General features: G+C 44.0%; 12 protein-coding genes. 7 read left to right on the top strand and 5 right to left on the bottom strand.

What is annotated here, in order from left to right; genetic code table 11:
- Positions 1-107 precede the first annotated feature (107 nt).
- The gene (locus tag FXF62_RS07290) at positions 108-1,037 is read left to right on the top strand and encodes a peptidase U32 family protein (protein WP_149518242.1); all 930 of its coding nucleotides are present in this window, start codon (positions 108-110) and stop codon (positions 1,035-1,037) included.
- A gap of 130 nt (positions 1,038-1,167) precedes the next feature.
- On the opposite strand, the gene FXF62_RS07285 is transcribed toward FXF62_RS07290, so the two are convergent.
- Complete coding sequence (locus FXF62_RS07285; RefSeq protein ID WP_149518241.1) at positions 1,168-1,731, bottom strand: TetR/AcrR family transcriptional regulator; 564 nt, start codon at positions 1,729-1,731, stop codon at positions 1,168-1,170.
- A 139-nt stretch (positions 1,732-1,870) separates the two neighbouring features.
- Here FXF62_RS07285 and FXF62_RS07280 point away from each other — a divergent pair, with 139 nt between their 5' ends.
- The 6 genes from FXF62_RS07280 (at position 1,871) to FXF62_RS07255 (ending at position 8,372) form a co-directional block, all read left to right on the top strand.
- Positions 1,871-2,572 (top strand): ABC transporter ATP-binding protein, encoded by a 702-nt coding sequence (locus tag FXF62_RS07280; protein ID WP_149518240.1) that lies wholly within the window; start codon positions 1,871-1,873, stop codon positions 2,570-2,572.
- A 1-nt stretch (position 2,573) separates the two neighbouring features.
- Positions 2,574-5,297, top strand: a complete 2,724-nt coding sequence (locus FXF62_RS07275; RefSeq protein WP_149518239.1) for an FtsX-like permease family protein — start codon at positions 2,574-2,576, stop codon at positions 5,295-5,297.
- Positions 5,298-5,391: 94 nt separating this feature from the next.
- On the top strand, positions 5,392-6,240 hold the full coding sequence (locus FXF62_RS07270) for a metallophosphoesterase family protein (protein ID WP_149518238.1): 849 nt from the start codon (positions 5,392-5,394) through the stop codon (positions 6,238-6,240).
- 56 nt (positions 6,241-6,296) lie between these two features.
- Positions 6,297-6,749 carry an Rrf2 family transcriptional regulator gene (locus FXF62_RS07265; protein ID WP_149518237.1) on the top strand — a complete coding sequence of 151 codons (453 nt, stop codon included), beginning with the start codon at positions 6,297-6,299 and terminating at the stop codon, positions 6,747-6,749.
- Between the two features lie 226 nt (positions 6,750-6,975).
- On the top strand, positions 6,976-7,833 hold the full coding sequence (locus FXF62_RS07260) for a VOC family protein (RefSeq protein ID WP_149518236.1): 858 nt from the start codon (positions 6,976-6,978) through the stop codon (positions 7,831-7,833).
- Between the two features lie 35 nt (positions 7,834-7,868).
- Entirely contained in the window at positions 7,869-8,372 is a 504-nt protein-coding gene (locus tag FXF62_RS07255) for a methylated-DNA--[protein]-cysteine S-methyltransferase (protein ID WP_149518235.1), read from the top strand.
- Positions 8,373-8,480: 108 nt separating this feature from the next.
- Here the strand turns inward: FXF62_RS07255 and FXF62_RS07250 are convergent, their stop codons facing one another.
- The 4 genes from FXF62_RS07250 to FXF62_RS07235 are packed head-to-tail and all read right to left on the bottom strand — an operon-like array spanning position 8,481 to position 12,040.
- Complete coding sequence (locus FXF62_RS07250) at positions 8,481-9,173, bottom strand: alpha/beta hydrolase-fold protein (RefSeq protein WP_149518234.1); 693 nt, start codon at positions 9,171-9,173, stop codon at positions 8,481-8,483.
- Positions 9,154-10,218 carry an ABC transporter substrate-binding protein gene (locus tag FXF62_RS07245; protein WP_149518233.1) on the bottom strand — a complete coding sequence of 355 codons (1,065 nt, stop codon included), beginning with the start codon at positions 10,216-10,218 and terminating at the stop codon, positions 9,154-9,156. The genes FXF62_RS07250 and FXF62_RS07245 overlap by 20 nt, the downstream gene beginning before the upstream one ends.
- 18 nt (positions 10,219-10,236) lie before the next feature.
- On the bottom strand, positions 10,237-10,992 hold the full coding sequence (locus FXF62_RS07240; protein ID WP_149518232.1) for an ABC transporter ATP-binding protein: 756 nt from the start codon (positions 10,990-10,992) through the stop codon (positions 10,237-10,239).
- 1 nt (position 10,993) lies between these two features.
- Positions 10,994-12,040 carry a FecCD family ABC transporter permease gene (locus FXF62_RS07235; RefSeq protein WP_149518231.1) on the bottom strand — a complete coding sequence of 349 codons (1,047 nt, stop codon included), beginning with the start codon at positions 12,038-12,040 and terminating at the stop codon, positions 10,994-10,996.
- Positions 12,041-12,168: the final 128 nt, after the last annotated feature.

Raw genomic sequence — 12,168 nt, 5'->3', positions numbered from 1 at the left:
TATCATTCTATCATGTTTCTATGATTAGATATATTACAAGATAGTTACAAAACGAATAAAATCGAATTAAGAAATCATAAATCCTATTTTTTTGGTATAATAATGATATGAAAAAGATAATTATTACAGTAACAGCTGAAAGTATAGAACAAGTTCAAGCCTTATTGGAAGCAGGAGTAGATCGTATTTATGTCGGAGAGGAAAAATACGGCCTTCGTTTACCGCATAACTTCACTTACGACGAATTAAATCGTATATCTCGGATGGTTCATCAGGCAGGAAAAGAAATGACCGTTGCCGTCAATGCTTTGATGCATCAGGATATGATGGACCAGATCAAGCCTTATTTGGATTTTCTTCAGGAGATTGAGGTAGACTATATCACCGTTGGGGATGCAGGTGTATTCTACGTCTTGCAGCGGGATGGCTATAAGTTGAAAACGATTTATGATGCTTCAACCATGGTTACTAGCAGCCGTCAGATTAATTTTTGGGGCAAGAATGCTGGGGTGTCGGAAGCTGTTTTGGCGCGGGAAATTCCATCGGCAGAACTCTTTAAAATGCCAGAAATCCTTGAAATTCCAGCGGAAGTCCTAGTTTATGGTGCGAGCGTTATCCACCACTCTAAACGTCCACTTTTGCAAAATTATTATAACTTTACACACATTGATGATGAAAAATCAAGAGAGAGGGATCTCTTTCTTGCGGAACCGAGCGATCCTCAGAGCCATTATTCGATCTTTGAGGACAAGCATGGGACTCATATTTTTGCCAATAATGACTTGGACTTGATGACCAAGTTGACAGAATTGGTTGACCACGGCTTTACTCATTGGAAATTGGAAGGTCTCTATACTCCTGGTCAGAATTTTGTTGAGATTGCTAAGCTCTTTGTTCAGGCAAGAGATCTGATTGAAAAAGGTGAATTTAGCCATGACCAAGCTTTCTTGCTAGATGAGCTACTTCACAAATTGCATCCGAAGAATCGTTTCCTCGATACAGGATTTTATGATTACGATCCAGATATGGTGAAATAGGACAGGATTTTGCTGCCTTTATCTAAGTGGGCATCACCAAAAAACTATTTGCTCACCAGAAACGTTTTAAGAAAAGGCACAGATGAATCTGCGCCTTTTTGAGTTTTCATCTATAAAAATGGAGTGCTGGTCATGATTTCCAATAATCATAATTGTAGGTAGCTAGGATCATTTGAGTAATTTCTTCAGGCTCTTCCTGAGCTCCGCCGGCTATCCAAAGAGAAATAATCCCCTCAACACTGGATAGGAAGATTTCCAAGGCGTATTTCTGAGGGATATGAAAGTTCTCCTCTAAAAAACGCTGGGTAGCAGCTTTTTGCTTGTCGCTCAGAATGATACTGGTTATGAATTCCCGAATAGCTCCGCGAAAGTCAATATAATGGCTTCTAGTCAGGGCATTGATCAGACGTTCATTAGCACGCAGTATATGAAATTTGGCTATCATGAACCGTTTGGAATATTCGCCTTCTTCTTCAAAAAGACTATAACTATAAAGTTGGGAAATGATGTCGCTTTTTAGACTTTCAACCATCTGATATTTATCTTGGTAGTGGAGGTAGAAGGTGCCGCGATTAATCCCTGCCCGTTTGCAGAGTTTGCTGATGGAGATATTATCAAACCTTTCCTCTGATAGTAGCTGAATCAAGGCTTCTTTGATGTCTTCCTTAGTACTAGTTTTTCGTTTCTGGACCATTTTTCTTCCTTTTTTTAAATCAACACTTTGTTGATTTTTGATTATTGCTTTTTGTCTAAGCTCATTATATAATATCTGTGATTTAGAATCAACACCTTGTCGATTTAAGGAGATGGGGTTTGAAAAGGAGAGAAACGATATGGCTTATATTGAAATGAAGCATAGCTTTAAACGTTATCAGGTAGGTGAGGCAGAAATTGTCGCTAACAACGATATTTCTTTTGAGATTGAAAAGGGGGAACTGGTCATTATCCTGGGTGCTTCTGGTGCTGGTAAGTCTACGGTGCTCAATATCCTCGGAGGTATGGATACCAATGATGAGGGAGATATCCTGATAGACGGCCAGAATATTGCTGACTACAATTCCCACCAGCTGACGGACTATCGTCGCAATGATGTAGGCTTCGTCTTTCAGTTTTACAATTTGGTGCCCAACCTGACGGCTAAGGAAAATGTTGAATTGGCTTCTGAAATCGTCAAGGACGCTCAAGATCCAGTAGCGGCTCTGACCGCAGTGGGACTGGAAAAACGCCTCAATAATTTTCCGGCCCAGCTATCAGGCGGGGAGCAACAACGGGTGTCCATCGCTCGGGCTGTGGCCAAGAATCCCAAGATTTTGCTCTGTGATGAACCGACAGGAGCTCTGGACTACAATACCGGCAAGCAAGTGCTACAAATCCTGCAGGATATGTCCCGCAATCAAGAAGCTACAGTGATTATTGTGACCCACAATGCAGCCTTAGCTCCCATTGCTGATCGGGTCATCCGTATGCACGATGCGAAAGTCAAAAGTGTTACGGTGAATGAATCGCCTCAGGACATAAGTGCATTGGAGTATTGATATGAAGAGAAAGATTTATTGGAAAGATATTCTGCGCTCCTTCACTAGCTCTAAAGGACGTTTCCTATCTATTTTAATCCTCATGATGCTGGGGTCTTTAGCTCTCGTGGGACTTAAGGTCGCTCCACCCAATATGCGCAGAACAGCAACAGATTACTTGAAAGAACAGCGAACCATGGACCTGGCTGTTATGGCGGACTATGGTTTGGATAAGGAGGATCAGAAAGAGCTGGAAGCTATTAAGGGAGCTGATGTCGAGTTTGGCTATCTGACAGATGTCACCATAGACGAGGAGGCTCTCCGAGTATTCTCAGATACTAAGGATATTTCAAACTTTCAAGTGACCTCAGGCCGTCTTCCTAAAAATGAGCAAGAAATTGCCCTAGCTAGTTTTTGGTCTAAGAAATATAAGCTTGGTCAGGAGATTGATCTGATCGAGAAGGCAGGCAGGCCGTCAGTTCTGAAAAACAAGACTTATAAGATTGTGGGTTTTGTCAACTCGGCAGAGCTCTGGTCTGATAGAAATCTGGGCAATGCGACTAGTGGTAGCGGGGCTTTATCAGCCTATGCTGTAGTCAGCCCCAAGGTCTTTGATACAGATGTTTACAGTATTGCCCGCCTGCGCTATCATGATTTAGAAAAGCTGCCTCCTTTCTCTACAAGCTATCAGGAGCGTTTGGAGCAGCACCAGACTGCTTTGGACAAGAGTCTGGAAGATAACGGAGCGGCTCGCTTTAAGCGATTAGAGGTAGATGCCAAAAGCACCATTCAGAAGGGCCAAGATAAGATTGCTCAGGCTGAGAGCGAACTGACCCAAGGTAAAAAACAATTAGAACAAGCTCAGAGTCAGCTAGACCAGAAAAAAAGCCAGCTAGCAGCAGCCCAAGCCGCTTCTATCCTCCCTCCTGCCCAGCTCAGCCAGAGCCAGCAGCAGATTCAGGAAGCTGAGTTCCAGTTCAATCAGAAAAAAGCAGAGCTCGCACAGGCAGAGAAAGACTTATCAGCTAGCAAGGACAAGCTAGCTGATGCTAAGGCAGACCTGAATCGTTTGAAAGAGCCGGCCTATCATAGCTATGACCGCAAGTCGCTGCCAGGTGGTAATGGCTATCATATGTATACAAACTCCATGAATAGTATTGCGTCGATTGGCAATATCTTCCCGGTGGTGCTCTATCTGGTGGCAGCTATGGTGACCTTTACCACTATGACGCGCTTTGTCGATGAGGAGCGAACAAATGCAGGTGTCTTTAAGGCTCTAGGCTATCATAGCCATGATATCATTCGCAAGTTTACTCTTTACGGTTTGGTGGCGGGGAGTCTAGGTACCTTCATAGGGATTCTGCTGGGACATTATTTCTTGTCGGGAGTGATTTCTTCTATTATTACCAGAGGGATGGTGCTCTCTGCCCCTCATGCATATTTTTATATTTCCTATAGTTTACTGGCCCTTGGGCTTTCCCTTCTTTCTAGCGTTCTCCCTGCCTATTTGGTGGCAAGACGAGAGCTGACAGAAGAAGCAGCTCACTTGCTTTTGCCCAAGCCACCAGTCAAGGGCTCCAAGATTTTCTTGGAAAGACTGTCCTTTATTTGGCGGCGCCTTAGCTTTACTCAGAAGGTCACTGTTCGCAATATCTTTCGCTATAAACAGCGGATGTTTATGACTATCTTTGGTGTGGCGGGCTCTGTTTCCCTGCTCTTTGCCGGCCTAGGACTCCAATCTTCTATTGGTGGTATTCCAAAACGTCAGTTTGAGGAGATTCTGCGATACGACTTGATTGTCGCTGTCAATCCTGGAGAGAATCAGGCTGAGCAGGACAAGCTGAAAAAGATGCTGTCGGATGACTCGATTGCTGCCTATCAGGAAATCCACAGTGAAACCTTGTCAGAGAAATACAAAGGAAGAAAAGAGACAGAAACAATCACTTTGATGGTCACGGACAAAGAAAATTTTGAACCTTTTATTTCTCTGGAAAGTCCCAACAACCAGCAAAAGCTGACTCTCAAGTACGGTGCAGTGGTTTCGGATAAATTGGCCCGCATAGCTGGAGTTAGCCCCGGTGGCAGTATAGAGTTGGGTGGCAAGTCTGTCAAGCTTGCAGCAGTCAATGAGAATCATTTTGGCCATTTTGCCTTTATGAAGGCGACGGACTACCAGAAAATTTACGGGAAAAAGCCCGATAAAAATACTTATCTAGTGCGGCTCAAGGATTCTTCTAGTAAAAATATTGTCGACAAGGCCAATGAATTTATGAGCCTCAAGTCTGTCAAGAGTGTTTCACAAAATGCTAGCATGGTGAAGCAGTTCAACGTTCTAGCTGATTCTCTTAATAATACGATGCTTATTTTGGTGGTGATCTCCGTTCTTCTAGCAGTTGTCATTCTCTACAATCTGACTAATATCAATGTCGCTGAGCGGATTCGCGAGCTGTCCACTATCAAGGTTCTGGGCTTCCATAATAAGGAAGTGACTCTCTATATCTATCGAGAGACCATTATTCTGTCAGTAATTGGGATGGCAGTTGGGCTTCTGGGCGGTTTCTTCTTGCATCGTTTTTTGATTGAGAAGGTTGCGCCTAGCATTATTAGCTTAAATACTCAAGTAAGTCTCTCCGTCTATCTGTTTCCTCTAACAGCAGTGACTCTTATCCTGACCTTACTTGGCTTCTTTGTCAACTACCGCCTCAGAAGGGTGGATATGCTGGAAGCACTCAAATCGGTTGATTGATAAAAGATATTTTAAAGCTTTCACTCACTTGATGGGTGGAAGTTTTTTTGAACTTTGATATAATATTCCTTGTAAAGAAAGAGAAAGACATACGATGATACGAAAAATTGCCTTATTATCCGATGTGCATGGGAATAGCACAGCCTTGGAAGCAGTACTGGCGGATGCGGAAAGCCAGCAGGTGACAGATTATTGGTTTTTGGGGGATTTGCTCCTGCCAGGAACCGGTCGCAGAAATATCCTAGACAGGATGGAGCAGCTGCACATCAGCCTCCAGGTCAGGGGGAATTGGGAGGACAGTCTCTGGTATGCCCTGCACCAAAAGCTAGACTTGACACGTCCCAGCCATCTCTACCTGACCCGGCTCTGCCATTTTGTCCTAGAGGAAGTCGGTCCTGAAGAGATTGACCGCATGCAGGAACTTCCTCTACAGGTCTTGATAGAAGTAGAAGGCTTGAAGATTACGGTTAGCCACCATCTACCAGATAAGAATTGGGGGCGGGAGCTGATTCATATTGGCGAGCAGAGCGATTTCGACCGCCTTTTTGAAGGAAATGACTGTGCTATCGCTGTTTATGGTCATATTCACCAGCAGTTTCTTCGTTATGGGACTAAGGGTCAGCTGATTATCAATCCTGGCTCTATTGGTCAGCCGTTCTTTCTAGATTCAGCTTTGCGTCAGGACTTGCGAGCCCAGTATGCCATTTTAGAGATAGATGAGACTGGTCTGGCTGATGTCGACCTGCGGCGCGTGGCCTATGACGTGGAGCAGGAGCTGAGATTGGCTCGGGAGCTCCACTTGCCTTACTATGAGATTTATCAGGAAAGTTTGGTCAATGGTATCCACCATACCCATAATCACGACCTGCTACGGGAAATCAGTGAGCGGGAAGGCTATGCAGATGAGATTGCAGCTTTCTTAAAGTCCAGTCGTAACTCTTGAAGTTACACCATTTTTGAGATATAATAGTGAGAGAAAATGATGAGGGAGGAGAAAAAATGCAGATTTCTAGCCGTTTTACCATTGCCACCCATATGCTCATTGTACTGGCTTTGGAGGGGAAAAAACAAAAATTGACAAGTGATATCCTTGCTGGCAGTGTCGGAGTCAACCCGGTCATTATCCGCAAGACCCTGTCCCAGCTCAAGAATGCCGGGATGATTACTGTTGCTCGTGGGACTGGAGGAGCAGAGATTACCAAAGATTTGAAAGATATTAGCCTGTTGGACGTCTATAGCGCAGTTGAGTGTCTGGGCAAGAGCGGCCAGCTTTTTAGCTTTCATGACAAGCCCAATCCAGACTGTCCTATCGGCAAGAACATTCACAATGTCTTAGATGACCGCTTGGCGGCTATTCAGGCAGCTATGGAAGCTGAATTGGCTCAGACCAGCCTTGACGAGGTCGTCGCAGCGACCGAAAAAGAAATTAAAGAACAATCTGTTTCCCAGTGAGCAGATTGTTTTTTGTTAAGAATTTTTCAAGATGTAATTGTTGACATTACATTAAAACCTGCTATACTAATAGATGTAACAAAAATAATTACAATTTAAAATAATCTTTCGGAGCAAATGGAAAGGCAGGCATCCGCATCAAGGGACCTATCTCTGTTTTGAGAAAATAAAAAAAGATTGAGCAGGAAAACTGCTGACATTTAAAATTAAAGAGAGGAGAAAGTATATGACTTTTGAATATGAAAGTAAGATTTATCTAGGAGAGGTGGCACTTTATGTAGCCGACCTAGCAAGACAAAAGGATTTTTATCAGCGTGTTTTAGGGCTGGAACTTTTGGAAGAGCAGGACGGACAGGTGGCTTTGGGCAGGGACGGACAAGCGCTGGTGAGACTCTTAGCGACCAGTGACCGGCAGTCAGTCAAGTCGGCTTATGGTCTTTATCATCTGGCGCTTTTGCTTCCAAGCCGTCAAGCCTTGGCGGATATCCTGAAGCACTTATCAGAAAATAAAGTTTCTATGGTTGGAGGGGCGGACCACGGTTATAGTGAAGCCATTTATCTGGAGGATCCAGAAGGCAATGGCATTGAGCTTTATCGGGACAAGCCTCAGACTGATTGGGATATTCGGGAAGACGGCCGCATTATCGGAGTGACGGAAGCGCTCGCGGCTCAAGAAATCTATGAACTAGGTCAGAAAATCCAACCGTTTAGTATTGCAGAAGGCACTCGTATGGGCCATGTCCATCTATCTGTGAAAAATAGCAGAGCTGCCAGTCATTTTTACCAAAAGCTTCTAGGCTTGGAGGATAAATTTTCTGTACCTTCTGCTAGCTGGCTGGCATCAGGAAACTACCATCACCATTTAGCAGTTAATGAATGGGGAGGTTCTCACTTGAATCATCGCCAACCTAAGCAAATGGGACTAGCCTATTTTGAAGCGCAAGTAGAAGGAAAAGAAGATCTAGTAGCTATTTATGAAAATGCTCTGGACTTGCAGGCGCCAGTCCGATGGATTAGCTCCCAAGAGCTAGAAGTCACAGACCCAGATGGGATTGTGGCTAAAGTTAAGACAAGAGTGGTATAATAAGACATATCAAGAAGTAAAAAGAAAGAAAAAATATGTACAAGAATTATTATACATCGCCGATTGGCCGGATTCTTATCTTGACGGACGCAAATGCCTTGTTGGGACTTTGGTTGGAGGGCCAGAAATATTTTGGGGCAGGTTATAATCTGGAGCAAGCGCATCAGGAGGAGACAGAAGTTAGCCAGCATGTTGCTGCTTGGCTGGATGCTTATTTTAAGGGAGAAAATCCCGCAACAGATGAAATTCCATTGGTACCTCAAGTTACTGAGTTTAGAAGCAAGGTTCTGACAGTGCTGCTGAAGATTCCCTATGGACAAACGGCTACTTATTCAGATATTTTGCGGGAATTGCAGGCTGAGTATGGAAAAATTGGCTCTGCTAGAGCAGTTGGTGGCGCCATTGGTCATAATCCCATTTCCCTTCTGATTCCCTGTCATCGGATTGTCGGAAGCAACGGCAAGCTGACTGGCTATGCCGGTGGCCTTGATAAAAAAGCTTTTCTACTGGAGTTGGAAGCTGGGGAGAAAACGGAATAAATCTTTTTACTCAAGACTTTCACCATTGTACTGGTGAGAGTCTTTTGCTTGCATTAATGAACTAAAAAAACCTTTGTCAGCTGTTGTAAGTGACAAAGGGGTTTTTCATTAGTCGATATGCCATTGTGTGGTCAGCCAGTCGGCAAAGGCAGCATAGTGCTCTTTGAGGGCTTCATGATGCCCGTAAGGGTCAAAGACGGAGTAGGTGGTAAGGATTTCTGTCTGAATCAAGCGATGAATTTCTGCAGCATAAAAAGGAGCTTTGGAAAGTCGGTTTGAGTGATTCGTGCCTTCTTTCTTTCCATTCTGCAAATAAACCAGACAGCCCTTGTTTTTCAAGTTCTGGGTCCGGCAATAGTCGGTAAAACCAGGGTACCAAAAGGAACCGCAGATAGAAAAGACGCAGGGGATCTTGCAGTTGCTATAGAGACTGTAAACAGCCACTAGTCCACCGAGAGAGTAGCCACCATAGGCAATTCTCTTATCATCCAGTAGGTAGTGCCGTCTGATTTCTGCTAATATACCGTTGAATAGTTTCTGATGGTAGCGATCTGCTTTGCCGCCAAAATCAGGATTTCCAGGCTTTAGAGCATTGGCTTTCCACGGTGTATAATCGTCCAGCCTGTTGTTCGATATCAGTCCGATTAAGATTACCGATGGAGAAAGCTTGCTTAGGTAGTTTATCTGTCCATCATTTAGCAAGATTGCTGGACAAGGTCGTAATCCGTCATAATCTTGGGGCAGGGCAATATTGACAGTGATACCTTCCCAGACAAAGGTCTTATTTATTGATAAAGTCATTGATTTTCTCGAGTGAGTCGATTACAGCAGGACCATAATCCATGAACTCATCATAGGAGATGGTCATGATTTTCTGATTTTTGACCGCTGGGACATCTTCCAGAACTGGATTGGTTTTCATTAGATCAACTGCTTGCTCATCCATGGACTTGTTGCGGTCGCTTGTTACATAGATGATGATTTCTGGATCCATAGAGACCAGATTTTCCAAGGTCAAGTCAGAGGTTCCGGTCGCTACATTGGTATAGCCGAGCTGGTTAAGCAGGCTCTCCTGCAGGGCAGATTTATAAGCACCGAAAGTCTCATCGTTATAGGCACACATGATGAGCGCTTTTTTCTTTTCGCCTTGGCTAACCTTATTGGCTTTCTTGACAGTGTCAATTCTTGCCTGCAGCTGGTCATCATACTGATTGGCCTTGTCTTGGACATTAAAAATGGTTCCTATATTCTTGACATCTTCAACGATATTGCCTAGGTCTTGCTTAGTATTGGACAGGGAAGCCTTCTGTGTATAGACAGGGATTTTGTTTTCATTCCAGGCACTGACTGTCCCCAGAGACTTCTCGGAAAACATCATGTTTCGGCCAAGAAGAGCATCGGGCTCATAAGATAGCACAGTTTCCTGTGATACGGTTTTTTTATCGCCGACTTGCGGAATGGAAGCAATATCAGCCTTGTATTTATCTGTGACGTCGTTATCTGGATTGAGCATACCGGCGATCTTGTCTTTCAATCCTAGTTCAATCAAGATTTCAGTCGTTGAAAGGTTGTTGGTGATGACCTTTTCCGGTGCCTTTTCAAAGACCTGATCAATCTCCTTGCCTTCGGCATCGTAAGTTTTGATTGTCACTGGATATTTTGTCTCTACTGTGCTCTTTTTCGCGTTTTCTGTTTTGGAGGAAGATTGTGAAGTTGAGCTTTCTTTTGTACTTTCCTTAGATGAAGAATTGCAGGCTGCTAATGTCAGTGTAGCAGTTGCAACGAGTAAGATACTGAGTGTTTTTTCATATTGCCTTCCTTTCTTGGGCTTGAAGCTTGTATAGATAAAGTTGCAAACAGACTCTTATAGATATTGAATCATGGCCTGTTGATCCTTACTCCAGATCACTTTGCTCTGAATACCGTAAACGGCTTGTAGTGAATCATGGGTGATGGCCTCCTTTGGAGCGCCTTGGTATGTGATCTCACCTCCCTTCATGAGGTACAAATAGTCTGAATACCGACAAGCCAGTTGGATATCGTGTAAAACAGCCAAAACATTAATCTTCAGATCTTTCACGATACGCAGCATATCCAGCTGGTATTTGATATCCAGATGATTGGTCGGCTCGTCTAGGAGCAGTAGGCTTGGCTGTTGAGCCAAAGCGCGTGCCAGCAGGACTCTTTGCTTCTCACCACCAGACAGGGATAAATAGGTTCGATCTCTCTTTTCCAGCATGTCTACCTGACTCAAGGCATGACGAACAAGGGCGTAGTCTTTATCGCTCTCTTTTTGAAAAAGGGACAGATGGGGCGTCCTGCCCAGCATGACGATTTCTTGGACAGTGCAGTCAAACTGAAGATGGTTAAACTGAGTTACAACGGTTATTTTCTGGGCAGCTTTTTTTATGCTGACCTGTTCAAGTGGCCTTCCGTTTAGATAAATGTCCCCGATGTCGGGTTTGATTTGGCGGTAGATGGTTTTGAGCAGACTAGTTTTGCCGCTTCCGTTGGGCCCTAAAATGGTGTGAAACTGATTTCCCTCGACCTTGAGCGAAATTCCTTTTAAGATTTCTTTTTGGCCGACAGAATAGTGGATATTTTGGCAAGTTAGATCCATATCAGTTGCTTACCTCCTTTCGGCTTTTGGCTACAATGTAGATAAAGAAGGGGGCGCCGACTAAAGCGGTGAAGATCCCAATCGGCAGCTCGGCATTTTTAACCAAAATTCGAGCCAAAACATCTGCCCAGACAAGAAAAAGAGAGCCGAGCAGAGTAGCGATAGGAAAGAGCCTTTTGTAATTGGTACCGACTAATCTACGAGCAATGTGCGGAGTGATTAGTCCGACAAAGCCGATAATACCACAGCAGGCAACCAGGACCGCAGTCATTATTGCGACAACTGTGATATAAAGGAACCAGTAAAAATGCAGAGGTACCCCCAGTGTCAAAGCTGCTTCGTCCCCCATCATCATAGTATTGAAAATACGATACTGGGAGCAGAAAAACAAAAAGGAGAGACCAACAACAAGAGCCGGCAAGGCAAGGTCTGACCAAGAAGTTCCAGCCAGTGAGCCCATAGTCCAGAACTTGATTGTCATAAGGCTGTCAGCGTTGGTACCGACAGAAATGATAAAGTTGGAAAAGGCGATAAAAAGGGCATTTACAACTGTTCCTGATAAAATCAGACTGCTTGTCGTCATTTTTCCCTGCATGGATGCGATAAAAAGGACCACTGCCGATGCCAGAATAGCTCCTATAAAGGCGCCTGCGCCAGTAATGGATTTGAGTCCTAAGATGATGCTCAGTGTGGCTCCGAAGGTTGCACCTGCTGAAATTCCCAGGATATAAGGCTCTGCGATGGGATTATTGACAGTAGATTGCATGACGCTGCCACAGACAGACAGCCCAGCACCAGCTAGGATTCCTAATAGCACTCTTGGAACCCGCATGTTCCAAACAATCGCGATTGTAGACGGGGATAGTTTGCCTGTGCCAAGGGAAACTCCGAGCTTGCTGAAAATAATCTGGTAAGTATCTTGTATGTCAATAGTGACTGATCCCAAGGAGACAGCAAAAAAGAGGGAACAAGCCAGAAAAATGATGAGAAGCAAGAGCAGGCAGACATAGCGAGAAAATCCGTGATCTTCTGACCTTTTGAAGAGCATCCAGACCTCCTTAGTGTTTAAAATTAGAATTTTTAGATAATTTAATGAGAGTTGCAACATTTTTAAATCAGAAGGGCAAGAAGGGATAAAAACTTTGATATGATAAGGATTTGTGACGCTTTCTCTTC

It is taken from the genome of Streptococcus cristatus, from assembly GCF_008369405.1.
GTDB classification, from domain to species: domain Bacteria; phylum Bacillota; class Bacilli; order Lactobacillales; family Streptococcaceae; genus Streptococcus; species Streptococcus cristatus_G.
Note: the sequence above shows the minus strand (reverse complement) of the source record. Positions and strands in the feature narration are given on the sequence as shown.

What these genes read in the sequence shown, in the direction of transcription:
- FXF62_RS07280 (WP_149518240.1), top strand. Translation starts at nt 1,871, where the DNA reads ATGGCTTATATTGAAATGAAGCATAGCTTTAAACGTTATCAGGTAGGT.
- FXF62_RS07285 (WP_149518241.1), bottom strand. Translation starts at nt 1,731, where the DNA reads ATGGTCCAGAAACGAAAAACTAGTACTAAGGAAGACATCAAAGAAGCC.
- FXF62_RS07290 (WP_149518242.1), top strand. Translation starts at nt 108, where the DNA reads ATGAAAAAGATAATTATTACAGTAACAGCTGAAAGTATAGAACAAGTT.
- FXF62_RS07255 (WP_149518235.1), top strand. Translation starts at nt 7,869, where the DNA reads ATGTACAAGAATTATTATACATCGCCGATTGGCCGGATTCTTATCTTG.
- FXF62_RS07250 (WP_149518234.1), bottom strand. Translation starts at nt 9,173, where the DNA reads ATGACTTTATCAATAAATAAGACCTTTGTCTGGGAAGGTATCACTGTC.
- FXF62_RS07235 (WP_149518231.1), bottom strand. Translation starts at nt 12,040, where the DNA reads ATGCTCTTCAAAAGGTCAGAAGATCACGGATTTTCTCGCTATGTCTGC.
- FXF62_RS07260 (WP_149518236.1), top strand. Translation starts at nt 6,976, where the DNA reads ATGACTTTTGAATATGAAAGTAAGATTTATCTAGGAGAGGTGGCACTT.
- FXF62_RS07275 (WP_149518239.1), top strand. Translation starts at nt 2,574, where the DNA reads ATGAAGAGAAAGATTTATTGGAAAGATATTCTGCGCTCCTTCACTAGC.
- FXF62_RS07240 (WP_149518232.1), bottom strand. Translation starts at nt 10,992, where the DNA reads ATGGATCTAACTTGCCAAAATATCCACTATTCTGTCGGCCAAAAAGAA.
- FXF62_RS07270 (WP_149518238.1), top strand. Translation starts at nt 5,392, where the DNA reads ATGATACGAAAAATTGCCTTATTATCCGATGTGCATGGGAATAGCACA.
- FXF62_RS07265 (WP_149518237.1), top strand. Translation starts at nt 6,297, where the DNA reads ATGCAGATTTCTAGCCGTTTTACCATTGCCACCCATATGCTCATTGTA.